This window comes from Lysinibacillus sp. G1-3 (genome assembly GCF_056322905.1).
The window spans coordinates 84,589-107,299 of the sequence record NZ_JBWHYQ010000017.1; the positions used below are offsets into that span (position 1 = coordinate 84,589).

Consider the following 22,711-nt stretch of genomic DNA (forward strand, 5'->3'; position numbering starts at 1 on the left):
ATGGGATATGTTTTAACAAATGTCATCCATAACTTTTGGTGATGAGCCTTTAAAATAACAACTAAGAGAGTGAATTTAGCATTTTAAGGCGCAAAAAACCCATACAAAGGTGGCACCTTAATATGGGTCTCTAAATTATTTTAAATATTCCTCTACAAATTCAACTGGTACATATGTTTTATATGCTTCTAGAAAAGCAGGTGCTGCATTAAGCGGGCGTAACGCTTTGTTATAACCAAACATTTTTTCTCCAAGAGTAATTGTGTAAGATAGATTACCTTTTGATACAATTGCGCCTTTACTTGTTGACTCTACTTTATAGCCAAGCTTTTCGGCAATCAAACGCAACGGAACCATCTTTGTTCCATCGACTTCATAGTAATCTTTCGCGATAATTTGTGCTATTTCCGCTTCTACAGTATTTTCTGTTGGATTTTCAGACTCGTCATCAAGAACAATTACTTTCGAAGGTGTTGTCTGAGCTGGGATACTTTTTGTTGAAGCTGTATAGAAAACTACTAAATTCTTCTCTATTAAGTCTTTAGCTGCAACTTTCTCTCCCTTTGAATTGATAAGCTCTGTGTTTTCACCAATGGTTAACTGCAACATATCATAAGTATTCGTTAAGTTTTCAAAGAAGTAATCAACTTCAGCAAATCCTGCTTCCTCAGTTTCAACAATGACAACATCAGGATTGAATTGTGGTGGATAAATTAATTTTTGTGGCTTGTTCGCAAATGTATAAGCTACTATTTTATCCCCTTTTTTAAGTTCTACTTTTTTACCTGTATTATCGAAAACAAGTGTATCCTTTGAGATTTCTAAAATGTTTGTTTGGTCACCATCTTGTACTGTGAAGTATGTAATATTTTCACTTGAATTCACTTTTTCAACCGTTCCATAGGTATTGTTGAATATGTGTACAGGATCAATTTGGATTTGTCCTACTTGTTGTTGTGCGTCTGCCTGATTTTCATTTGCTGAAGCGACTGGTATTACTACACTTCCAAATAATAATGCTGTCATTGCTACCGGTGCAATTTTTTTCATGTTCATAAAATCTCTCCTTATTATTAGGTTCATAGTAGTAGTCGTTTTAGTATGGAAAAAGTTTCATTAAAAATGGAGAATTTATGATAATAACCGTTTTTTTAGTCAATATCTATTATAATTAGCAATAAAGAATGGAATAATTGGCCTATCGCCAAAGCGTAGTGTTGATTTCTGTTCCCTTTTAACAAATTTCGTCCCCAACTTTTGGTGATGAAACTACTAATTTTATGGAAGTAAGGAGATACTATGTTGAAAAAACGGATAATTCCACTATTGTTTCTAAGTTGTTTGTTATTTGCTTGTGAGGATCAACCATCAAAAGAACCTGATGTTTCTAACGAGTTAACAAAGAATGACAAATTACCTTACACGACAGAAGAGTGGAAGCAACAGGCTTTAGATAGTACATGGTACAAAAATTTAACGATCCCAAGTGAAGAAGTTTTTGTAGAAATGATTGACTTTGAAGGGGATGAAGTACCAGAACTCTTTATTAGTTATAACGGTACTAAATACGGTTATATAATCGGTCATTATAATAAGAACAGTGAAGCTTGGGAACAACGGAATTCTCAACAATATGAAACGACAATTCATGGAGATTTCCGTTTTAAAGGTATCTTCAAGGACGAAGACAAAAAAGATATTGCATTAATAACCCATTTTGAAGCTGGTGCTTCAGGCAATTTAGAAGTTCTTCATTTACTTAAAGTAGCAGACGTTGGTAGTAACATTATTAGCGGTCAATCCTATAGGCTCTATGAGGGTAGTGAGTTAAAAGTAGATACCTCTAAAAATACTTTTACTATTCAAACAGGAGATTCTTCAGAGCGTTTTACACTTCGTGACCATGCTATAACTAGTGAAAATAGTACAACAAACTTATATTCTGGGTTGCCACTCATTCATAATTCAAAACTGCTAAAATTATTAAATCATGATTTCTTTAAAACTGATATTATTTTTGGTGATACATATCCGATCGCTAAGGGGAAAGCCGGCTTGCCGAAAGGGGAGGATTATTACGAGGGGGGTCTTTGTTCTTTTTATGATAATTACTTTTTCTGTCTAGCTGAGGATGAGATACCTGTTAGTCATTATTATCTTTCAAATTTCAAAAATGTTACAAAAGAATCGTTAGAGGAAGCCATAGGCCAAGCTATTCAAATTTCTTCCTATGAGAGGTATGGAGATCCTGATGATATCGTATATTATGCAAATTTTGAATTTGATAATGTTTATTTCCAAGCTGAATTTAATCATGATCAAAATAACGCTGAGCTAACTAATCTTGCATTGGGGATTAATGCTTTAGATTATTAAAAAACCACCTTGTCACTGAACTGCGCCCAATTGTTAGACACACCATCTAACAATTGAGTTTGCATTTCAAAATACTGGTGGTTCTCTTTTGGAGTTTCTAATATTTACTCCTTTACAATTTCCTTTAATCCTGTAATATCGATACCGTTTAACGCTTGAGTTGCAAGGCGGTCGGCTTCAGAATTTTCTTTACGTGCTATCAGCTTGTACTCTGGCTGAATACTAAGCTCCTCTAGCTTTGCATCGATTTTATCTGCCCAGCTAGATAAATTCTTTTCTAGCGCTGGCCATTCCCCACTCAATTGATTGATCACTACTTGGGAATCACCAGTGAAACAAACAGGCAAATGGTGAACGTTCAATAGCTCAAGTTCAACTAACCCTAAATAAAGCGCTGCATATTCTGCTTCATTGTTAGATTTAAGCTCGGACGAAAAAGAATTTTGTCTTAATCGATATGGCTTGCCATTTTGTTCATAATAAATCACACAGCCCAGCCCCGATTGATATGTTGCACGATCAAAACCACCATCAAAATAAACTGTAATATTGTGTGGCTCAGTGTCAATTTCCTTTAAATATGCCTTGAGTTCTTTTAAAGACCAACTTGTATCCTGTCGATCGATACAATGCAGCGATTTTACTCTCCCTGTTCGCTCCATGTCCTCTGCAAGTAGTAATGCTTGAGCTGCTGGCATTTCTTCTGAACGCAAAACAGTTTCCGCACCCTTTTTCGCTTTATAAGTCCATTCAATGATGACATGCATAGTATAACCTCCAATGATAGTGAGCCATAAATTGAAAACGTGCTCCGACTTGCGGAAACACGTTTTCTTCTTACTTGTTATATGTGCAACTAATAGTATTTTTATGCCTACGCTTTTTCAGGACTCTTAACTTGGCTGTTAAAATTCTTCATACAATGTTTGAATAGGTTTTATTAAAATTCGGTTTACCTCTTCGATGATCTTACTTAAATTCATTTCTGCCTGAAGCATTGCGGTAATTTTTGTATTTTGCTGTGCAAGCTGTGCAGCTTTCTGTGCATAAACAAGTTCATCTTCAAGAATATCTTCACCATTTAATTGCTTTTTCTGTAGGTCAATTTGAACTTTACGGAAATTTTTGAATAGATTTAATGCCTCTTCATCTTCCTTAACAACTTTCACTGCTGCTTCCAAAGCTTCAAATTCAGGTGTTTTACGAAAAGCTACCTCTAACGAATTAATTTCATTGTAAATATTAATCATCAACATAATTCTCCTTTTTAAATAAAGTAAACAATTAATCCTTGCACAATCCCAATCAATCCACCAAGAACTGCACCAAGTACTGTAATCATTTTAAACTCACGCTTTGAAATACCTAGTACAAGCTCCTCTAATTTCTCCACAGGGAAAGAATCAACCTGCTCACGTACTACTTCTTGTAAATTTAAGCGCTTTAATACATCTTCTAATTTGTCTTCAGCTTTTACAAAAGCTTTTTCAATAACTTGGGGAATTACTGTTTCCTTCATCCACGAATTCCCTTCTGGCCAGTAATGCGAAATAGGATAATTCAAGCGTTCTTCAATTGCTAATTGTTCTTTTACGTAAGTTTGTAATTTCGATAATATAGCTTCAAAGCGAATATCTTGTAAGAAATCCATTGCTGGGCGATCTTTTAATTTCTCCAATTCCTGCGTAAAAATTTTCGTTAGTAATGTTGAAGTTCCTGGCGCCTGTAAAAATTTCACAAGCTCACGCTGAACCTTTGCCACTAGCGATGAAGAATCACCTAAAAACATATTAATCATTCCACCAAGTGATCCTTTTGACGATAAGAAATCATCAATCATCGCCTTAATTGTCAGTTCGCCCTCGGGTGATAAAAAATAATCCTCACCCTTTTCTAAAATATGATCAACCGCTACTGGTATCTTTGCATCAATCGTTTGTTGAATGTCTGCTGATAAGAGTGTACGAATTGATTTCGTAGATAGTGTATTCTTAACTGATTCAAATTGTCCCTCAACAATTGCTTCTACCTTCTGTTCAATTGTTGCTGGCATATTGGAAAATCCAGCTAATGATAGCCAATCCTGAATTGTTTTATCATTTGTAAAAATCGTTTCTTCTACTTTTGTTTGTACAAACTGTTCTACCTTTTCCTGAATATCCTTTGAGAAAAATTTCTTTCTAAAAGTTTCAGGTGTTAATAAATAATTTACAACCGTTAGCCCAAGTTGCTTCGCTAATTCGTCACGTCGTTTTGGAATAAGGCCTGGAGTAAAAGGTACGCGCCAATTTTTAATATATATAGCGTTGTGTGGTCGAAAAAGCATTTTGATGGCTAAGTGATTCGTTACACCACCAATTGCAGCTCCAATGACTGCCATAAATATTAATGTCACTAGAAAATTATCCATTAGTATCCTCTCATTTCAATTGTATTCACTATTGGCGTTTTTTGTCGCCTGCTGCACTCATTATAGCAGAGCAATGATTTTCTACGAAAGAAATACCCCCTATTAAAGTATGATGATTCACTATTTTTACCCTTCTTCATTAATTTGCAGATACTGATTTCCGCTAGGAGCTTCAATCAGTTAAAAATGGACGTACATAGGAGCAAACTATTAACAAACAAATCCTTTTATCAGCTCATTACGATAAGAAGGACATTTGGAGTTGCAAAATTACCACTATCCTTGAATAATATTAACTACATATATAAGAAATGGGGTTTGGTTATGATTCAGCATTTTAGCTTTAAGCCTTTATTTGAAAATTCTCAGCTTCCAGGTTGGTCCATTTCGTTCTTTTATCAACGCGAACGTTATTCAGCGGAGTACTTAAAAGATGGCGTTATACAATGGAATGGCTCTATCCCTCCTAACGAAGAAGAAGTAAAAAAAATGATTCATGAGCTCATGTTGTACCATGTTTACGACTAATAAAAGTAATACTTTTCAACACCCACACTGTATAAATATACCTATTTTTCACTATTTCTAGCACTGCTATTATCTTATAATTGTTTAAATATGTTGAAATTCCCTTATCCTTCTTATACATTTATGTTATCATGTATTAAAGGGATTTTATGCAGGAGGCTATTTCTATGAGTAAAGTCACTCTTTCTGATGACATAAACAGTTATAATTCAAAACCATTAATTCGTGCAAAAGTAAAAGAAGTTTTTTCCGAATTTTCAGCTAAAATTTTCGAGTTAGCGAATGAGGCTGAAGTTATTGATAGTAAAAAATTCGAAGCTCTGACTGGCTTTAAAAGTGATTTCTACACGGAATACTGTAGTCAATTAAAAGGATTTTTCAATTCTTCTGCTAGTACTTTCGGAAAAAGACCTGTAAAAAATATGTTTTTAACATATAAGGGCAATAATTATATTTTGACAAAACAAGGTATAGCAGAAAAAGCACCTGTTACAATTTCACTTTACCTAGGTGAAATACCAGCAAAAGAAACGCTACACGATGTGGAAAAAGCGTGCTTGAATTACGCTTTCAACAATAATTAAATAATGAAGAAGGAGCCATCACATACGAAAATGGCTCCTTTTTTTGTTGAAAACTATTTTGACATTTAGCTGTCAGAGTATTGCTCTCCGGCAAAGCAAGGGGTGGATTTTCGTTCCGACTGGGCGCTTTCCTGGGGGCGTCCGATGAGCCGCTTTTGGTGTTGCTGTCGCTTCGCTTTCGCACAGAAAACACCCGCTACGCTGCAGGGTCTCGGGCCAACAGATGTCTTTTGCGCGAAAGCGTGAGTGCAACGTAGCGGCAGCAGGTTTTGGTTTTGTTTGTGCGAAAGCGCAGCGACAGCAACAGCACGATGTTGGTCACGAAGGCGTTATCACAGGATGTGATGCTATTAGACTTCGTTCCTCGATTGTGATCCCCAAGGAGTAGCCCCACCTCCACTCCAATCAACCTCTTTACTAAGCATGTATTTCCACACATGGCACTCTAGTTTATAATGATAAAACGAAGCAACGATAATGTTTTATTATGCGAAAGTGCAGTGCTATCGTAGCGGTGGCAACAACAAATGTACAACCTCGTCACTTTTATAAGTCTATTTCGCATTAACATCCACATAGATTTCCTTGACTATTTTATTTTTCTACAATACAAAGAAGCCACCTCATTTGCATGAGATGGCTCCGTTTTTGTTGCTATTAAAAATAATTCATTTAAAAAAATCCGCAAGTATGCACTCTTGAGATTTTTGACGTGTCGTTTTATATGAGATGTAAATGCTTCTTTCTCTAAACAAACTATCTTCTTTGCTACATTTAAAGTTAGCATAACAAATTTTTATTTTCAATCTTTTGGTGTTTGAAATTATATATTTTTTATATATCATGAGAAAATTAACTAAAAAAAGTTGTTGTCAATATTTGTGTTTTGCATGTAAATATTTTATGATTAAATCATTCAACAATTTTTTAAATCATAGGAGGTGTACACTTTGCTTCCTTCCCTCATTCGGGCGGGAACAAAGGAATTATTTGGACGGAGACATAATGGAAATAACCATAAGGTTGGTGGCATTTGCCCTACTAATAATAATGACAGGATTTTTCGTTGCAACAGAATTTGCAATCGTTAAAGTAAGGACTACGCGTATTGATCAATTGCTTGCAGAAGGCAATAAAAAAGCAAAAAATGCAAAACGTGTAGTTTCAGATTTAGATGAATACTTATCTGCATGTCAATTAGGTATAACGATCACTGCTTTAGGTCTAGGTTGGCTTGGTGAACCTACATTTAAAATTATCTTGAATCCAGTGTTTGAATTTCTAAATTTGAGTGAAAGTATTACTACTGTCCTTTCATTTATACTTGCATTCTCAATTGTAACGTTTATGCATGTAGTAATAGGGGAATTGGCGCCAAAAACACTTGCCATCCAAAAAGCAGAATTTGTAACATTAAACCTTGCTGGCCCATTAGTATTATTCCACAATATTACGTATCCAATCATTAAGCTTTTAAACGGATCTGCACGTGGCTTAACTGGCCTTTTCGGCTTGAAAATGATGTCAGAATCAGAAGTGGCCCATACGGAAGAAGAGTTACGTATGATTTTGTCGGATAGTTTAAAAGGTGGAGAAATTAATACTTCAGAATATGAATATGTAAATAGTATTTTTGAGTTCTCTGATCGTCTTGCAAAAGAAATCATGGTCCCACGTACTGAAATCGTCGGCATTGAAAAAGAACTTACGATTAGAGAAGTTTTCGATTTAATGGGCGTTGAGCAATATACCCGTTACCCAATTATCGATGGTGACAAAGACCATATTATCGGCTTAGTCAATATGAAGCACTTATTAACCGCCTACATTAAAGACCCAGCAAATGGCGATAAACCAGTGATTGACTATATGCAGCCAATTATTCGCGTAATGGAAACAACGCAAATTAACGAATTATTACTAAAAATACAGCGTGAACGCATTCATATGGCCATTTTAATGGATGAATATGGCGGAACATCTGGTCTAGTTACGATTGAGGATATTATTGAGGAAATTGTCGGCGACATTCAAGATGAGTTCGATGAAGATGAAATTCCAGAGGTTCAGGAAATTGCAGAAAATCACTTTATTTTAGATGCGAAGATGCTAGTTGAAAGTGTTAATGATATGCTAGGTACTGACATAGAAGATGATGATATTGATACAATCGGTGGTTGGTTCATGACGAAACGCTTTGATGCGGTCGAAGGAGACAGTATTGAAGAACAAGGTTATGAATTTATCGCAAAAGAATTAGATGGTCACCACATTTTATACTTAGAAGTTCTGAAATTACCTGAACGTGATTTATCAAATGACAACGGTGAAGTAAATGACTAAAAATCAATTACGCATTGGCATAATCGCATTGGATTCGGCTTTGTACATACACAAAACCTGAATTCCACTCTTTCAGCGGATGTTTGGACAACCGCTGAAAGAGGTTAATTGCAGTGGTATGATTGATGTCGTGATTGTTTAATCAAGTATAAAACTAATATTTTGCTCACAGCCTATAATGGCAAGAGCTTCTACTGAAGTAAAATAAATATTTACGCAAAAAACGACTCCCTTACACGAGAAGGGAGTCGTTTTATAATGCCATAAAGTTTTGCTAGGAGGAAACAAAATGGAGCTCTATACAAATTTACGTCAAGGGGAAAAAGGTGCCTGGTTATCTATTGGTACGTATCTAATATTAAGCGCTTTAAAACTGACGATTGGCTACATCGGAACATCAGAAGCACTAAAAGCAGATGGACTTAACAATACCACTGATATTATCGCATCCATTGCGGTATTAATTGGATTACGGATTGCTCAAATGCCACCTGACTCTAATCACCAATACGGACATTTACGTGCTGAAACCGTTGCTTCACTTGTTGCTTCGTTTATTATGCTAATTGTTGGCTTACAAGTACTCATCAATTCGCTAAAAAGTCTATGGGAGCCAACTGGCACAGAACCATCATTATTAACAGCCTTTGTGGCAATCGGCAGTGCAGTTGTGATGTATATCGTGTATCGCTATAATTTGGCACTATCCAAAAAAATAAAAAGCGCTGCTGTTAAGGCTGCAGCCTATGATAATCGCTCAGATGCCCTTGTTAGTATCGGTACAGCAATTGGGATTTTTGGCGCTATTTTTGGCTTCCCCATTATCGATACAATAACAGCTCTACTCGTCGCACTTCTTATTATTAAAACAGCTGTAGAAATCTTTTGGGAGGCAGTTCAAAGCCTCACAGATGCCTTTGATGTTGAAGAAGTTGAAACATTATCCGTTTTAATTCGTAATGTTGACGGAGTAATCGAGCTCTTGGACTTTAAGGGTCGGGCTCACGGCAATATGTATTTTATAGACGTAACAGTGACTGTTGATCCTTACTTAAATGTCTTTGAAAGTCATCGAATCACAGAAGAGATTGAAAAAACCGTTACTTCTGAAAATCCCTTCTGTCAGGTACTCGTGCATATTGAGCCTGAAATAGAAGTAAATCCTCTAGCAAATGACGACAAGTCTCCTACCAATTGATTGGTTGGAGACTATATAAACAAAGAAACCTCCTATTTATCATTGATAGGAGGTTTAATTTGTATATATTATTTAATGGCAATATAAATATCGACCTGAGCTTCTTTAGGATTGGCACATCGTTCATCGTACATTTCAAAGTCACCTGTGTATGTTCGCTCTATATCTGAGCTTGCAAACCAAGCCCAGACATCCTGCCATGCTTTTACGACAACTTCTTCAAATGGGCCTTTATCAGAAGTGAAAACTAAGTATTTAGCAGCTGGCACTGTTTTTACAACCATACCTTCAGGAATTTCGTCGGCAGCAACTACTTCCAGCCCAAGTGTAATGGAATATTCTCCGTTAACATCCGTTTCATAATCAGAATACAAGCCGTACGTTACTTGATTTACTGCATTAGCTACCTGCCCTACAACATTTTGCTGATAAAAATCCGACCATAATTGTGGGATTTTTGCTTGAGCGGTAATTTCATTTGCATTGCTTGTTCGCGCTGAAATTCCTACAATTTGAAATGATTTTTTATTCATCACAACTGGTTCTTGTAGATCATGCTTTCTCCATCTCTTTAAGCTTGGTAAAAATGACGTCAACATTTGGCGTGCATCCTCTTCCGCCATACCATCTTCCTTTAAATGTGGGACACAAATTTCGATCATTTCTTCAACTGTTAAATTTGACTGTTTGAACTCTCCTACTTCATAACAATAAGTGCAATAGTCCTCACTTTTATTTCCTTCTTTTTCCGTACCAAATAATGCCTCATCCACTAATGGCATTCCACAGCTTTGACAATAACTTTGCATCATTACATCCACCCTTCGTCCTGTTTGTAATGACTATAACAAAGGAAACCTGACAACTGTATGTCATCAATTCATTTTATTTATACAACGCCACAATTTCTTTTGCTCGCATTAATACAATTTCACGTATATGAGGTGGTTCTAAAACTTTTAGGCGATGGCCAAAGCTAAGAAGAAATCCGTATAGCCATTCATCCTCAGGCAATGCAATGTTGATAGTAGAACTTTCACTATCTACATGCTCAGCGCCAAATGATTCTTCTACTAATGTCGTTATGGCACAATCGAAAGATAACGTAAGGTTTACTACATTTTGAGGATGGTGCCACTCTTTATCCCATGGGAGTTCAGATAAGTTGACTTCCCTGCGCCGGAAAGTCGTCATCTCTTCTTGTATATCCTTCATTCTTGAAATTTTAAATAAGCGAAAATCTTCTCTCAATGTGCAATAGCCATAAACATACCAAACTTTTCCCTTTTGTACTATAGTATGCGGCTCTAATAACCGCTTTGTTATATGACCATGTGTAGTAGAATACGTAAAGCTTACACAATGCTCGCGTTCAATTGCTTTCTTTAATAAAGTAATTTGTTCCTTGAAAATAACATTTGGTCCCCAAGGACTAAGGTCAATAAATAGTTGATCAATCGATTGTTTTACTTCCTCATCCGCAACACCTGTTAATTTTTCAAGTACTGCTTCGGCATGTGAATCCTCGTATGTTGTTAGTGCACTTTTAATGGCAATAGAAAGTGATGTAAGCTCCTCCTTCGTCAACACTTGCTTATCAACACGATAGCCATCGATCAAACTAATTCCACCATGAACACCTTGCTGGCTAATAACAGGAACCCCTGCACAGCTCAATGTTTCAATATCTCGATAAATAGTACGCACTGACACATTAAATAAATCGGCAAGCTCCTGGGCTGTCACCTTTTTACGATTTATTAAAATCATCGTCATCGTTAAAAGCCGCTCTAATTTCATACTTGTACTCCTTTACTCTAAACCCTATTTCCCTCATTGCTAATTACATCGTTTAACTTCCAAATCCTTATTCAATTATATTTACAATATAAGAAAAAACAACCTAAGTACTTATCATCGGCGCTTCCCGAGTCACATTCCACACCTTCCTATACAAAAAAGGCGAGTTGCTACAATTTGTAGAAACTCGCCTTTTACATTTATTATCTTTTAAACACCGCTACCCTCTGTCAGTCCGTGCTTCACAGCATAAAGAGCCGCCTGAGTACGATCCTGTACCTGTAGCTTCGTAAAAATATTAGAAATATGAGTTTTCACTGTTTTTTCTGTAACGAATAAAGAGGACGCAATCTCTCGATTACTTTTCCCTTTAGTAAGCTCTGCAAGCACATCCTGTTCACGAGGTGTTAGCGGATTTAAAACATGAGGTGCATTTTTCGATTCTTGACGGTCCATTTCTAGAGTCGTTGTTGCTTCTGGATGTAATGTATTTTCTCCTCGCATAATACGACAAATGGACAATACCAACTCATCAGGCTCAATATCTTTTAACTGATAGCCTGCAGCTCCTGCCTCCATAGCTGGTACCACATGATCACGATCTGAAAAGCTTGTCAGCATTAGAATTTCTATTTGCGGAAACTTAGCTTTAATGCGCTTTGTTGCCTGAATACCATCCATTTCAGGCATTACCAAGTCCATGAGTATAATATCTGGCTGTATACTTTCCGCTAATGCTACTGCCTCTAGTCCATTTTTTGCTTCTCCTACAACTTCAATATCTTTCTGTGTTTTTAAGAAAAACAATAATCCCCGACGTACTACATGATGATCATCTGCGATTAAAACACGTATCATACTCTTCCCCCCCTAATATGGCAAGCGGATTAACAGCTCTGTTCCTTTGCCAATTTCACTAACCCAGTCAGCTTTCCCACCAACTGATTTTGCACGATCCTTTATGGATTGCAAGCCTATCGAAAGTAGCTTCGTGTTATGATCGATGACGAAGCCTCGTCCTTCATCACGAATAACAAGTAAAATATCTGTAGAAGTAACCGTAATATAAAGTGCAGCCTCCAGAACCCCGGCATGACGACGAACATTATTAAGTGCTTCTTGGGCTACCCGAAATAATGTTTCTTCGATACGCGATGGGAATTGCAGTACACCTGAGACCGTTACATGAAGCTTTAAGCCAAGCATTTCAGCATACACTTTGATCGCTTCAAGTAAACCATTTTCTAATCCTTTTGGACGGAGCTGCCAAATGAGAGCACGCATTTCTGTTAAGGCATCCTGTGTTAAGTGTTGAATTTCCTTAAACGTTTCCTTCACATCACACTCGTTTGTCATTTCAATACCAGCTCTCGCCGTTAATGTAACCGAAAAAAGTAGCTGATTGACAGAATCGTGTAGATCTCGGGCTAGACGATTGCGCTCCTTCACAAGTGCCATTTCCTGCTCCTGCTTTGTCAGTAAAATACGCTTAATGGCCGATCCCATCTGAAATGCAACCGATTCAAGTAATGCTAGCTCTTCCTCTGAAAAACGCACGGTATCCTTTGATGCAACATTTAGGACACCAAAACGCTCTTGCCCTGATTGAAGCGGAACCGTTGCATGATGTGTGATGCCTTCATGATCACCTACATTTGCATCAATTGCACTTTCGATACGTTGACATTCAATAATATTAGAGGCTTTCTTTAATTCCTCATTACGATAGCGGGAAACACACCAACAGCCTCCCTTTTTTAAATAATGACAATTTTTATACTCCAAAGCCTCTGGTAAATTGACATGGACAACAAGCTCTGATCGCCCTTTTTCATCGATAAAAAAAATCCAGCCTGTTTCAAAATTTGTGCCATTTAAAAATTTCACAAGTGCTCCTTTTAACATCGACACAATTTCAGTTTCTTCGTTTAATAACTCTGCAATCTCTTTTAAAATACCAATATTGGAATGATCATTTTCCCTCACAAAAACACCTCTTCTTTGGCATTGCTAATTTAATGATAACATTTCAAAGTCTGGAACGTCTGCCTAAGCCATTCATACTTTAGACTGAAATTTTTCATAAGGATATACCTTATTTTGGGTAAGTTAATTTACATATAAAACTAGAACAACTATAATCGAACAAGTACATGGTTATACTAAGGAGAGAACTTATATGTCTAAAAAAGTAGAGAATGGCTTATTATTTATTTGGATTGTCTCTGTCGTTGCAACATTGGGTTCCTTATACTTTTCAGAAATCCGTCATTATGAACCTTGCAAATTGTGCTGGTACCAACGAATTTTCATGTATCCAATTGTCATTATGACAACGATTGCCTTTATCCAAAAAAATGCACGTATTGCTGTAACAACTGCTGTTTTTGCCATTATGGGAGGCAGTATATCACTTTATCATTATGGTATTCAAAAGCTTAGTTTTTTAGCTGAAACCGCACCTTCTTGTGGTCCTGTTTCATGTACTGGTCAATATATCAACTGGTTAGGTTTTATCACAATCCCATTTTTAGCGTTAACTGCATTTATTTTAATTGCAGGGGCAAGCTTCTATGTAATGAAGGCTGCTAAAGCAGCAAATTAATTTCTAGACCGTGTTCTACAATTGGAATACGGTCTTTTCTACGGAGGAAGATATATGTTTCACTATGAAATAAATACGAATGATTTGACAGTCGAGGACCTATTGCGCAATCATTGGCGACTCGGCAAAAAGCTAGTCCATGAACTAAGAATGGCGAAGGCTATCACAACTGTTGATGGAGAGCCTATTCAATGGAAAGACCCACTACAAGTAGGAACAATCATAAAATTTACATTCCCGATTCCGACATCAAATTATCAACCGACACCGGTTTGTGCAATTGATGTCGTCTATGAGGATGACCATTGTTTGATCGTTTCTAAACCAAAAGGCATGTCGACACATCCAAATGATGAGCGTGATACTCATACTTGTATGAATCATGTTATGGCCCATATTAAACAGCAAGGCGGCACTTATGCGGAGCATGTGCATCGTTTAGATAGAGGGACACAAGGTTTATTACTTGTAGCAAAACATCCCTTAGCAAAATCAATCTTTGACCGTATGATTGAGGAAAAATCAATTATTCGAACATACGCTGCAGAAGTGCAAGGAAATTTACGTTCTTCATCTGGCACAATTTCTGAAGCAATCGGGAAAGACCGACATCATGCAACAAGACGTGTCGTTTCTAAAACTGGACAACATGCAGTTACACACTATGAAGTTGTAGCTCGCTATAAAAGCTCTTGTGTTGTTCATCTAATTCTTGAAACAGGGAGAACACATCAAATTCGCGTACATTTAGCACATCTTGGTCATCCGATTATTGGCGATACAATGTATGGAGCAAGAGAAACAGCAAGTGATGATTACGAGCTTCATGCTATTCAATTGGAATTCGAGCATCCATTTTTAAATAAGCAGATCGTTGTAAAGGACGAGAAATAATTGTTGTACTGCACTTCCAGCTAACAATCGGAGGTGCAGTTTTTTTATATAAGCTGATTTCCGTTATGGAAATGAGCCTTTACTTCAAAATGACTTCCTTATTATTCTAAAAAAGTATAAATATATTATTTTACATTTTATTCATCTATTTTTTACAGCAAATTTAATATACATTTCCATTATTGGTAATGACGATAGATTTCTTTCATGATAGAATTAGAGTGAAATATCAGTCATCTGACTAATATAAGGGGGAATTTATTGATGAAATGGGTTAAAAGTATTGCAGCAACAACTCTAGTTGCGAGTTTACTAGCTACACCCGGTTTTGCCGCACATGCAGCGGAAACAACACCAACTGCTACGAAAGATGGTTTCAAATTAACAGTTCTACACTCAAATGACACACATGCACACGCTGAGGATGCTCCAAAGCGTGCAACAAAAGTAAAAGAACTTCGTGCTGCAAATGCAAATTCACTTCTTTTAGATGCTGGTGACGTTTTCTCTGGTACTTTATACTTTAACGAATTTGCTGGAGAAGCTGATATGAAGTTAATGAACTTAATGGGTTATGATGCCATGACTTTTGGTAACCATGAGTTCGACTTAGGATCAAGCCCAGAAGGACATGCTGCACTTGCTAAATTCGTTAAGGGTGCTGATTTCCCATTATTGGGGAGTAACCTAGACTTTTCAAAGGATTCTTTATTCGACGGCTTACAATTCAAAACAGTCACTAAAGACTTTGAAAACGGTAAAATATACGACGGTATTATTAAAGAAATCGCCGGAGAAAAAGTAGGTATTTTCAGTTTAACAACAGAAGAAACACCTTCGATTTCAAGCGTTGCTAACGTGAAATTTGCGAATTATATCGATTCTGCGAAAAAAGCAGTAGCAGAATTTGAAAAACAAGGTGTTAACAAAATTGTTGCATTAACTCACATAGGCTTCGATGACTCCGTAGAATGGGATAATGATCAATTACTAGCGAAAGCTGTAGAAGGCATTGATGTAATCGTAGGTGGTCATACACATACAAAATTAGACAAGCCTGTGAAAGCTGAAACATCGTTTAAGAACCCTACAATTATCGTTCAAACAGGTCAATATAGCGAAAATTTAGGTGAATTAGACTTAACATTCGACAGTAACGGTGCTGTTGTTGACTACTTCGGTCAATTACATGCTCTAAATGATAAAGAAAAGCCTGTAGAAGCTGACGCTGAAGCTACAGCACTTTTAGCTCCATATAAAGAGAAAATCTCGAAAATATTAAATCAATCAACAGGTAATACAGCTGTTTCACCGCTAAATGGCGGTCGTAATCTTTGGGGTGTTCGTGCTGGAGAAACAAACCTTGGTAACTTAATTACTGATGGTATGCTTGCTGGTGCTAAAAAAATTGACCCTGAAGTACAATTTGCTTTCCAAAATGGTGGTGGTATCCGCGCAAGTATTGATGCAGGAGATATCACTGTTGGCGAAGTTATGACAGTCATGCCATTCGGTAATGCACTTGGCATCGTAAAATTAAAAGGTGCTGAAATCTATGAAATTGCTGAACATAGTGTGAAAGAGTTCCCTAAAGAGTTTGGTGGCTTCTTACACTTCTCAGGTTTACAAGTAGAATTTGATGGAAAAGCACCCGCTGGTAAACGTATAAAATCTATTAAATTAAATGGTAAAGAACTAGATAAAGCAGCCTATTATAAAGCTGCAACAAACACTTTTACTGCTAAAGGTGGAGACGGCTATGATACACTGAAAAAAGTTTATGAAGACGGCCGTGTAAGTGAACCTGGTACAATTGACTATGAAATGTTTATCGAACACTTAAATACACTGAAAAAAGTTGATGCAAAAGTAGAAGGTCGTATTATTGCATCAGTTCCATTTACAGATATCGTAAAAGGATCAGAAACAGAAGGCTATGTTCGCGACCTTTATTACCGTGATTTAACAAACGGTACTTCTGCAACAATTTATTCACCAAACGCAAACTTAACTCGTGCTCAAGCTGCATCATTTATCTCACGTGCCTTAAAGCTTGAAGCTAAAGGGCAAGCAACATTCTCGGATATTGCTAATGTAAATGCTGAAACACAAAAAGAAATTATAGCACTTGCTGAAGCTGGAATTGTAAAAGGTGTGAATGGTAGTAAATTCAATCCTAATGCAAAGGTAACTCGTGCTCAACTTGCATTAATGTTCGCTCGTGCCTATAACTTACAACATGACGCAAAAACAGGTTTAAAAGCTGATTTCAGTGATATTTCTAAATACGACGCTGAAACACAAGATGCTATCGCACTTCTGAAAGACTTAAAGATTGTTAGCGGCGCAAACGGCAAATTTATGCCTGGTAACAACGCTACACGTGCACATATGGCAAAAATGCTTTCTAACTACGTTCCTTTTGTAAAAGAATCTAAATAATACATTAGAAAATCCCGCATCTCAAATTAGAGAGCGGGATTTCTATTGCACTAAAAATTAAATTTAAAGTTATCTGGGTCTTGCCCAAATCGTTCATTGCGATTTACTGTAGCTATTTTATCCATTTGTGCTAATGTTAATTCAAAATCAAAAATCTGTGCGTTTTCCTCAATACGACTTGGTGTCACAGACTTTGGAATAATAAGTGTATCATTTTGTAAATGCCAGCGCAGCACTACTTGAGCAGCTGTCTTCCCTATTTCGCGACCAATTTCCATAATCATTGGATTATCAAGCACACCACCGCGACCTAATGGAGACCATGCTGTAACAGCAATTCCATGCTCGTTACAATATGCTCTTAATGCATCTTGCTGTAAATATGGATGCACCTCTACTTGATTGACCATTGGTGCAATATTCGCTTTAGCTAACAACTTTTGTAAATGGTGCTCATGGTGATTTGAGACTCCTGTTGCACGAATTAGTTTTTCATCATATAAACGCTCAATTGCTCTATACGTCTCTTCAAATGTTTCTGGAACTGCCCAATGCGTTAAATATAAATCTAAATAGTCCATATTTAACTTTTTCAAAGATACTTCAAAAGCTCGTAATGTTTCATCATAACCTTGGTCATTATTCCAAACCTTTGTCGTCACAAAAATATCCTCACGTTTAACGCCTGAATGACGAATAGCTTCACCCACCTCAGCCTCATTACCATAAAGCGAAGCAGTATCTATAGCTCGGTAGCCATATTTAAGAGCTTTATCAATAGCCTGCAAAGTCTCATCACGCTCTGTCATTTTATAAACACCTAAGCCAAAGCGAGGCATTTCCACACCGTTTGTTAATGTTTTTGTTGATTGTAAATTCAAGAATAACAACCCCTTTCTTTTCCTAGTTCCATTATACAAAAAATAGGTTTTAAGAAACATAAGAAAAGTTTCCGGGGGAATTACTTATTGTTCTTCTGCTTTCTCTTCATAATCATCCACTTGGATAGGGTCTGGAATTCGATCATCTTCTATAAGCTCTTGACCGTCACGTAAATGCTCCATCTGCTTCCCCAAATCCTGTAAATCTTTAAAATTTCTAGCCATTGTACCGTTTTCTATGTTTGGAACCTTTTTTTCCATTATCATCACCTCTCTTATAGTTTTCCCTAAATAGTTATTTCTGAACCATTTCTGACATATTTTATTCCGCTACGTCGTTTCATTTTTATAGTAGATAGGCTATACTAAAAAGAGATGTCTTTATAAACATGAGGAGGGTACTTCCATGAGTTTATTATTAATTATTGGTGTAACTGTAGCATTCTTAACTGCTATTTTCACTGCTGGTTACGAAGGCGATTACAGATCAGAAAAATAATACCTCAAGAAAATCACTAAGCGTAAGTATGTGCTTAGTGATTTTTTTGTTTATGTAAAACTATTACCGCAAAGAAAATAAGTTGTCATATTAAATAAAGTTGCGCTCATAGGCAAAGCGAGGAGTTAATTTCTATTTCCGACTGAGTGCTTTTCCTGGGGCGTCCGATAGCCGCTTTAGTTATTTCTCATATTTTTTGAAACAATATAATTACTTGACTTTCTACACTTTATAAAATAAACTTACTTACATAAAGTAAGTTGATAATTAATAATAACTTTTATTTGGAGGTAATTGGCTATGCATTTTCATGAAAAACCTAACACATATGTCACAAATGTTGAAATTAAAGTGAGTGATTTACAACGTTCATTAACTTATTATCAGGAGGTAATTGGTTTTAAAGTTTTACATCAGGAGTCACATAGAGCAACTTTAACAGCTGATGGTAAAACAGCTTTACTGACAATCGTCCAACCTGAAACAGTAGAAGAAAAAACGAGCTTAACAACTGGCCTTTATCACTTTGCCATTTTATTGCCTACTCGTCGTGATTTAGCAAATATCATTACTCATTTCCATAACAAGGGCGTATACTTCGGAGCGTCTGACCATGATGTCAGTGAAGCACTTTATTTAAATGATCCTGATAATAATGGTATTGAGGTTTATGCGGATCGTCCTGAAAATGAATGGACTTGGCATTTCGACCAAGTGCATATGGTGACTGAACCTCTTAAAATCAGTTCTATACTAGAGGAGGGCGATGGTAAATGGGATGGCCTTCCAGCTGATACGGTTATGGGGCATATTCATTTATCAGTATCTAATTTAGCTACTGCAGAGGAATTTTATACAAAAGGGTTAGGATTTGAGATTGTCACTCGCTATGGCGCACAAGCTTTATTCATCTCAACTGGCCGCTATCACCATCATATCGGTTTAAACACTTGGCACTCTGAAAACGCTCCAAAGCTTGGTGAAAATCAGGTTGGCTTACAAACATTTTCACTGCGTCTAGATAATGAAGAGCAAGCAGCAACAATGAAAGAAAATCTTCGTGCAATTGGTGCACCTGTTACTGATATAGATGGAGGTTTCCAAACAGAGGACCCATCAGGTATCGTTGTTTTAATGAAATTTTAATAGTGATATGACGGGCTATCCGGCGGTTTGAGGATTGTTTCCGTCGCTTGCGGAGTTCTTTCCGTCACTTGCAGAAATAAAATAAAAAATTCCACATCAGAAAAGCGCGAGAAATCAACATTTCTAAATTGATTTCTCGCGCTTTTTAATGTTTTGATCAGTTTCTTTTTAATGTAATCCTGGATATCCTTGTTGACGCAACGCTTCATAAATAACAATGGCTGCTGTATTCGATAGATTGAGTGAACGAACATGCTCACTCTGAGGAATACGTAAGCACATATCACGACGCTCATACGCAAAATCCTTTGGCAGGCCGGTCGTTTCTTTTCCAAACATAAAGTAAATATCACGATCTTTATCACTAAAATCATGTGTCGTAAAGGGCTCTTCACTATATGTCTCAATTAAATAAACGTCACCATTTTTGGATGCCTCTAAAAAATCCTCTAGCGAATCGTGGTATACGACATTTACACTATGCCAGTAATCTAAACCAGCACGTTTTAGCATTTTATCGTCCGTGGAAAAGCCAAGTGGACGGATTAAATGTAATGAGGTATTTGTGCCAGCACATGTGCGTGCAATATTTCCCGTATTCGCTGGAATTTCTGGTTGATATAAAACGATATGCAATGGCATAACGGTACACTTCCTTAACTAAAAAATTGTAAACCTTTATCAATTTCAACGAGTACTTCCTCGTCTCGTTCTTTTGCTTTTGCCTCAAGTAATGCAGATTGGACCTGCTCCCCGCCTATCTTCCCTAAAGCCCATGCTGCTGTTCCCCGAATAACAGGTCGTTCATCCTTTTCAAGAAGTGCTATTAAATCTGGTACCGCAGCTTCTTCTTTAAAGTGTGCAAGTGCCAAAATAGCATTGCGTTGAATTGGCTTTTTCCCCCGCCACGAACCAGAAACATGTCCAAACTTTTCTTTAAAGTCACGATTTGAAATCGTTAAAAGTGGAACAAGTAATGGCTTTGCAAGCTCTGGATCAGGCTTAAATTCCTCATGTATCCAATTAATTTTGCCTTTATTCTTTGGGCATACAGTCTGGCATGTATCGCATCCATACAAACGATTACCAATATGGGTACGAAACTCATCAGGTAGCATTCCCTTAGTTTGCGTTAAAAAGGCTATACAACGTTGCGAGTCTAGTTGTCCCCCCTCGATTAACGCGCCTGTTGGACAAACATCTAAACATAAACGGCAATCCCCGCACTCATCCTCCATAGGCTTATCAGGCGCAAAAGGGATATTCGTAATAAGCTCTCCTAAATATACATATGAACCGAACTCAGGTGTAATAATCGAGCAGTTTTTTCCGCTCCAGCCTATCCCAGCACGTTCTGCAACTGCCCTATCCACAAGTGCCCCCGTATCAACCATTGATTCAATACGTGCACCTTCTATACGTTCCTCAAGCCAGGCTGATAATAATTTCAAGCGCTCACGTAATGCTGTATGATAATCGACACCCCAGGAAGCACGGCAAAAAATCCCGCGTCTTGCTCCCTTCTTGCCAACAGGTGCATTTTGCATACGCGACGGATAGGCTACAGCGATCGCCACAATGCTCTCTGCTCCCTCTAACAATTGTAGGGGTTCGGTACGTTTTTCAACATCGCTTTCTTCAAAGCCAGACTGATAGCCAAGCTCTTGCTGACGACGCAGTCTATTTTTTAATTCTGTAAATGGAGCTGCTGTTGTAAAGCCAATCTTGTCTACACCAATGGACATTGCATACGCCACAAATTCACGTTGTAGGTCATGTATGTTCATTTTATTCCCAACTCCTTACATGGTACAATAATAGAAATAGATAAAGTAGGTGATGTTTTATGGACATTTCAATTAATCAATCTTTATTGACACAACATCCCGAGCTAAAAATCGGCATTATTCATTATACCAAAATTGTCGTCGCAGAATCCCCTCAAATGATTAAAGGCCGCATGCAATTGTATCAGGAAAACCTTTTTTTAGAAATGCAAGATCGTCCTGTAACTCAACGTGAGGGTATCGCAGAATGGCGACAATTATGGAAAGAGCTTGGTGCAGATCCAAACCGCTATCGTCACTCAGCAGAAAGCTTAATGCGCCGAATTAGTAAGCAAAATTATTTAACACCCCTTCACTCAGGCGTTGATTTAAATAATTTCTTCTCTCTCCAATATGAGATTCCAGTAGGCTTATATGATATGGCTGAACTAAAAGGAAATATAGAAATCGCACTTGGCAACGAGGATACTGGCTATGAAGGTTTAAATGGTCGTTTTAATGCATTAAAAAATATCCTTTATAGCTGTGATGCTGAAGGAGCATTTGGGTCACCATTTGTCGATTCTAAACGTACGTCTGTTTCAGAGGAAACGACCGAGGCTCTACATATTTTTTACCTTCGTCCATCATTATCAGAAAAAAATGCGAAAGAGCTTCTTACCTCTGCTAGTAAGATGTTTAACCAAGTTCATGGTGGCGATTATAAAATGGCCCTATTAACAAACGCAGCACCATCTACAACACTGTAAAAGGACGTGTATTCATGATTAATCTTGCAGAAGCCGTTAAGCTAAAGAGTATTTTAGGAAAAAAAGTTCAGGAGCTTATTGGCGAATTAGAACGTAGCGCTTTTGTAACTGTTGAAAAAGGACAAGCACCTAAAACGAGTAATCGTGCAATGAACGTAATTGAAGCAGAATTGGCTCAAGTACGTCTCGATGTTCGTACATTAGATCGTTTAGTATATGAAGCAAATATAAAAAACTCAGTAGACTTTAAAGGAGAAAAACTAGCATTAGTTGAAGCGATTGAACTCGCTACACAACTCCGCGCAGATGTCGAGCTTTGCAAGGAGTTTAGTATGCATGAAAAAGAAAGTGTACGCATGGGTTATGGTGAAACTACAATGCTTTATGAAATTGCTATGTATGAGCCAGATAGTGTTGAAATCAACTTTGATGATTCTCGTTATTTCTAATCAGATCGTAAAATACTGCA

At 37.1% G+C, this 22,711-nt stretch carries 24 protein-coding genes; 12 read left to right on the forward strand and 12 right to left on the reverse strand.

Annotation, left to right across the window (positions count from 1 at the left end; all coding sequences use genetic code 11):
- Positions 1 to 135 precede the first annotated feature (135 nt).
- The gene (locus ACVYAD_RS18295) at positions 136 to 1,056 is read right to left on the reverse strand and encodes a stalk domain-containing protein (RefSeq protein WP_476427391.1); all 921 of its coding nucleotides are present in this window, start codon (positions 1,054 to 1,056) and stop codon (positions 136 to 138) included.
- Positions 1,057 to 1,299: 243 nt separating this feature from the next.
- Between ACVYAD_RS18295 and ACVYAD_RS18300 the strand changes: the two genes are divergently transcribed.
- On the forward strand, positions 1,300 to 2,376 hold the full coding sequence (locus ACVYAD_RS18300) for a hypothetical protein (RefSeq protein WP_476427392.1): 1,077 nt from the start codon (positions 1,300 to 1,302) through the stop codon (positions 2,374 to 2,376).
- Positions 2,377 to 2,480: 104 nt separating this feature from the next.
- On the opposite strand, the gene ACVYAD_RS18305 is transcribed toward ACVYAD_RS18300, so the two are convergent.
- The 3 genes from ACVYAD_RS18305 to ACVYAD_RS18315 all read right to left on the reverse strand — a co-directional run bounded on the left by ACVYAD_RS18305 (position 2,481) and on the right by ACVYAD_RS18315 (position 4,786).
- Positions 2,481 to 3,143 carry a ribonuclease H family protein gene (locus tag ACVYAD_RS18305; protein WP_349661974.1) on the reverse strand — a complete coding sequence of 221 codons (663 nt, stop codon included), beginning with the start codon at positions 3,141 to 3,143 and terminating at the stop codon, positions 2,481 to 2,483.
- Positions 3,144 to 3,281: 138 nt separating this feature from the next.
- Positions 3,282 to 3,626 carry a YlbF family regulator gene (locus ACVYAD_RS18310; RefSeq protein ID WP_349661975.1) on the reverse strand — a complete coding sequence of 115 codons (345 nt, stop codon included), beginning with the start codon at positions 3,624 to 3,626 and terminating at the stop codon, positions 3,282 to 3,284.
- Between the two features lie 17 nt (positions 3,627 to 3,643).
- Positions 3,644 to 4,786 (reverse strand): DUF445 domain-containing protein, encoded by a 1,143-nt coding sequence (locus ACVYAD_RS18315; protein ID WP_197140499.1) that lies wholly within the window; start codon positions 4,784 to 4,786, stop codon positions 3,644 to 3,646.
- 324 nt (positions 4,787 to 5,110) lie between these two features.
- Here ACVYAD_RS18315 and ACVYAD_RS18320 point away from each other — a divergent pair, with 324 nt between their 5' ends.
- The 5 genes from ACVYAD_RS18320 to ACVYAD_RS18340 all read left to right on the forward strand — a co-directional run bounded on the left by ACVYAD_RS18320 (position 5,111) and on the right by ACVYAD_RS18340 (position 9,439).
- On the forward strand, positions 5,111 to 5,314 hold the full coding sequence (locus ACVYAD_RS18320) for a YheE family protein (protein WP_349661977.1): 204 nt from the start codon (positions 5,111 to 5,113) through the stop codon (positions 5,312 to 5,314).
- 149 nt (positions 5,315 to 5,463) lie between these two features.
- Positions 5,464 to 5,898 (forward strand): hypothetical protein, encoded by a 435-nt coding sequence (locus ACVYAD_RS18325; RefSeq protein ID WP_476427393.1) that lies wholly within the window; start codon positions 5,464 to 5,466, stop codon positions 5,896 to 5,898.
- A gap of 223 nt (positions 5,899 to 6,121) precedes the next feature.
- Positions 6,122 to 6,286 (forward strand): hypothetical protein, encoded by a 165-nt coding sequence (locus tag ACVYAD_RS18330; protein ID WP_476427394.1) that lies wholly within the window; start codon positions 6,122 to 6,124, stop codon positions 6,284 to 6,286.
- A gap of 617 nt (positions 6,287 to 6,903) precedes the next feature.
- On the forward strand, positions 6,904 to 8,241 hold the full coding sequence (locus ACVYAD_RS18335) for a hemolysin family protein (RefSeq protein ID WP_349662137.1): 1,338 nt from the start codon (positions 6,904 to 6,906) through the stop codon (positions 8,239 to 8,241).
- Between the two features lie 289 nt (positions 8,242 to 8,530).
- Positions 8,531 to 9,439 (forward strand): cation diffusion facilitator family transporter, encoded by a 909-nt coding sequence (locus tag ACVYAD_RS18340; RefSeq protein ID WP_476427395.1) that lies wholly within the window; start codon positions 8,531 to 8,533, stop codon positions 9,437 to 9,439.
- Between the two features lie 68 nt (positions 9,440 to 9,507).
- On the opposite strand, the gene ACVYAD_RS18345 is transcribed toward ACVYAD_RS18340, so the two are convergent.
- From ACVYAD_RS18345 to ACVYAD_RS18360, 4 genes are all read right to left on the reverse strand, one after another.
- A complete protein-coding gene (locus ACVYAD_RS18345; protein ID WP_476427396.1) occupies positions 9,508 to 10,251 on the reverse strand; it encodes an effector binding domain-containing protein in 744 nt (247 codons plus the stop codon).
- 73 nt (positions 10,252 to 10,324) lie between these two features.
- The gene (locus ACVYAD_RS18350) at positions 10,325 to 11,239 is read right to left on the reverse strand and encodes a helix-turn-helix transcriptional regulator (RefSeq protein ID WP_476427397.1); all 915 of its coding nucleotides are present in this window, start codon (positions 11,237 to 11,239) and stop codon (positions 10,325 to 10,327) included.
- Between the two features lie 210 nt (positions 11,240 to 11,449).
- Positions 11,450 to 12,097, reverse strand: coding sequence for a response regulator transcription factor (locus ACVYAD_RS18355; protein WP_349662141.1), 648 nt, complete (start codon positions 12,095 to 12,097; stop codon positions 11,450 to 11,452).
- Between the two features lie 12 nt (positions 12,098 to 12,109).
- Positions 12,110 to 13,225 (reverse strand): GAF domain-containing sensor histidine kinase, encoded by a 1,116-nt coding sequence (locus ACVYAD_RS18360; protein WP_349662142.1) that lies wholly within the window; start codon positions 13,223 to 13,225, stop codon positions 12,110 to 12,112.
- A gap of 193 nt (positions 13,226 to 13,418) precedes the next feature.
- Here ACVYAD_RS18360 and ACVYAD_RS18365 point away from each other — a divergent pair, with 193 nt between their 5' ends.
- From ACVYAD_RS18365 to ACVYAD_RS18375, 3 genes are all read left to right on the forward strand, one after another.
- Positions 13,419 to 13,844 (forward strand): disulfide formation protein C, encoded by a 426-nt coding sequence (locus tag ACVYAD_RS18365; protein WP_349662143.1) that lies wholly within the window; start codon positions 13,419 to 13,421, stop codon positions 13,842 to 13,844.
- A gap of 54 nt (positions 13,845 to 13,898) precedes the next feature.
- On the forward strand, positions 13,899 to 14,738 hold the full coding sequence (locus ACVYAD_RS18370; RefSeq protein ID WP_079563297.1) for an RluA family pseudouridine synthase: 840 nt from the start codon (positions 13,899 to 13,901) through the stop codon (positions 14,736 to 14,738).
- Positions 14,739 to 15,002: 264 nt separating this feature from the next.
- The gene (locus ACVYAD_RS18375; protein ID WP_349662144.1) at positions 15,003 to 17,180 is read left to right on the forward strand and encodes a 5'-nucleotidase C-terminal domain-containing protein; all 2,178 of its coding nucleotides are present in this window, start codon (positions 15,003 to 15,005) and stop codon (positions 17,178 to 17,180) included.
- A gap of 50 nt (positions 17,181 to 17,230) precedes the next feature.
- Here ACVYAD_RS18375 and ACVYAD_RS18380 read toward each other — a convergent pair whose 3' ends face one another.
- Both ACVYAD_RS18380 and ACVYAD_RS18385 read right to left on the reverse strand, forming a co-directional pair.
- Positions 17,231 to 18,061 (reverse strand): aldo/keto reductase, encoded by an 831-nt coding sequence (locus tag ACVYAD_RS18380; RefSeq protein WP_349662145.1) that lies wholly within the window; start codon positions 18,059 to 18,061, stop codon positions 17,231 to 17,233.
- 84 nt (positions 18,062 to 18,145) lie between these two features.
- Positions 18,146 to 18,322, reverse strand: coding sequence for a hypothetical protein (locus ACVYAD_RS18385; protein ID WP_170939047.1), 177 nt, complete (start codon positions 18,320 to 18,322; stop codon positions 18,146 to 18,148).
- A gap of 538 nt (positions 18,323 to 18,860) precedes the next feature.
- Between ACVYAD_RS18385 and ACVYAD_RS18390 the strand changes: the two genes are divergently transcribed.
- Positions 18,861 to 19,706, forward strand: a complete 846-nt coding sequence (locus ACVYAD_RS18390; protein WP_476427399.1) for a VOC family protein — start codon at positions 18,861 to 18,863, stop codon at positions 19,704 to 19,706.
- Positions 19,707 to 19,874: 168 nt separating this feature from the next.
- Here the strand turns inward: ACVYAD_RS18390 and trmL are convergent, their stop codons facing one another.
- On the reverse strand, positions 19,875 to 20,348 hold the full coding sequence (trmL, locus tag ACVYAD_RS18395) for a tRNA (uridine(34)/cytosine(34)/5-carboxymethylaminomethyluridine(34)-2'-O)-methyltransferase TrmL (RefSeq protein WP_053485736.1): 474 nt from the start codon (positions 20,346 to 20,348) through the stop codon (positions 19,875 to 19,877).
- Positions 20,349 to 20,362: 14 nt separating this feature from the next.
- Entirely contained in the window at positions 20,363 to 21,493 is a 1,131-nt protein-coding gene (gene queG, locus ACVYAD_RS18400; RefSeq protein WP_476427400.1) for a tRNA epoxyqueuosine(34) reductase QueG, read from the reverse strand.
- Between the two features lie 59 nt (positions 21,494 to 21,552).
- Between queG and ACVYAD_RS18405 the strand changes: the two genes are divergently transcribed.
- Positions 21,553 to 22,242, forward strand: a complete 690-nt coding sequence (locus ACVYAD_RS18405) for a B3/B4 domain-containing protein (RefSeq protein ID WP_476427401.1) — start codon at positions 21,553 to 21,555, stop codon at positions 22,240 to 22,242.
- A gap of 14 nt (positions 22,243 to 22,256) precedes the next feature.
- Positions 22,257 to 22,691 carry a hypothetical protein gene (locus tag ACVYAD_RS18410; RefSeq protein WP_476427402.1) on the forward strand — a complete coding sequence of 145 codons (435 nt, stop codon included), beginning with the start codon at positions 22,257 to 22,259 and terminating at the stop codon, positions 22,689 to 22,691.
- The last annotated feature ends 20 nt before the right edge of the window (positions 22,692 to 22,711 follow it).

Excerpts from the sequence above, each read along its gene's own strand:
- ACVYAD_RS18405 (WP_476427401.1), top strand. The coding sequence starts at position 21,553 with ATGGACATTTCAATTAATCAATCTTTATTGACACAACATCCCGAGCTA.
- ACVYAD_RS18305 (WP_349661974.1), bottom strand. The coding sequence starts at position 3,143 with ATGCATGTCATCATTGAATGGACTTATAAAGCGAAAAAGGGTGCGGAA.
- queG (WP_476427400.1), bottom strand. The coding sequence starts at position 21,493 with ATGAACATACATGACCTACAACGTGAATTTGTGGCGTATGCAATGTCC.
- ACVYAD_RS18295 (WP_476427391.1), bottom strand. The coding sequence starts at position 1,056 with ATGAACATGAAAAAAATTGCACCGGTAGCAATGACAGCATTATTATTT.
- ACVYAD_RS18320 (WP_349661977.1), top strand. The coding sequence starts at position 5,111 with ATGATTCAGCATTTTAGCTTTAAGCCTTTATTTGAAAATTCTCAGCTT.
- ACVYAD_RS18385 (WP_170939047.1), bottom strand. The coding sequence starts at position 18,322 with ATGGAAAAAAAGGTTCCAAACATAGAAAACGGTACAATGGCTAGAAAT.
- ACVYAD_RS18350 (WP_476427397.1), bottom strand. The coding sequence starts at position 11,239 with ATGAAATTAGAGCGGCTTTTAACGATGACGATGATTTTAATAAATCGT.
- ACVYAD_RS18340 (WP_476427395.1), top strand. The coding sequence starts at position 8,531 with ATGGAGCTCTATACAAATTTACGTCAAGGGGAAAAAGGTGCCTGGTTA.
- ACVYAD_RS18315 (WP_197140499.1), bottom strand. The coding sequence starts at position 4,786 with ATGGATAATTTTCTAGTGACATTAATATTTATGGCAGTCATTGGAGCT.
- ACVYAD_RS18355 (WP_349662141.1), bottom strand. The coding sequence starts at position 12,097 with ATGATACGTGTTTTAATCGCAGATGATCATCATGTAGTACGTCGGGGA.
- ACVYAD_RS18365 (WP_349662143.1), top strand. The coding sequence starts at position 13,419 with ATGTCTAAAAAAGTAGAGAATGGCTTATTATTTATTTGGATTGTCTCT.
- ACVYAD_RS18390 (WP_476427399.1), top strand. The coding sequence starts at position 18,861 with ATGCATTTTCATGAAAAACCTAACACATATGTCACAAATGTTGAAATT.
- ACVYAD_RS18410 (WP_476427402.1), top strand. The coding sequence starts at position 22,257 with ATGATTAATCTTGCAGAAGCCGTTAAGCTAAAGAGTATTTTAGGAAAA.
- ACVYAD_RS18375 (WP_349662144.1), top strand. The coding sequence starts at position 15,003 with ATGAAATGGGTTAAAAGTATTGCAGCAACAACTCTAGTTGCGAGTTTA.
- ACVYAD_RS18370 (WP_079563297.1), top strand. The coding sequence starts at position 13,899 with ATGTTTCACTATGAAATAAATACGAATGATTTGACAGTCGAGGACCTA.
- ACVYAD_RS18345 (WP_476427396.1), bottom strand. The coding sequence starts at position 10,251 with ATGATGCAAAGTTATTGTCAAAGCTGTGGAATGCCATTAGTGGATGAG.
- ACVYAD_RS18330 (WP_476427394.1), top strand. The coding sequence starts at position 6,122 with ATGTCTTTTGCGCGAAAGCGTGAGTGCAACGTAGCGGCAGCAGGTTTT.
- ACVYAD_RS18300 (WP_476427392.1), top strand. The coding sequence starts at position 1,300 with ATGTTGAAAAAACGGATAATTCCACTATTGTTTCTAAGTTGTTTGTTA.
- ACVYAD_RS18335 (WP_349662137.1), top strand. The coding sequence starts at position 6,904 with ATGGAAATAACCATAAGGTTGGTGGCATTTGCCCTACTAATAATAATG.
- ACVYAD_RS18310 (WP_349661975.1), bottom strand. The coding sequence starts at position 3,626 with ATGATTAATATTTACAATGAAATTAATTCGTTAGAGGTAGCTTTTCGT.
- trmL (WP_053485736.1), bottom strand. The coding sequence starts at position 20,348 with ATGCCATTGCATATCGTTTTATATCAACCAGAAATTCCAGCGAATACG.
- ACVYAD_RS18325 (WP_476427393.1), top strand. The coding sequence starts at position 5,464 with ATGCAGGAGGCTATTTCTATGAGTAAAGTCACTCTTTCTGATGACATA.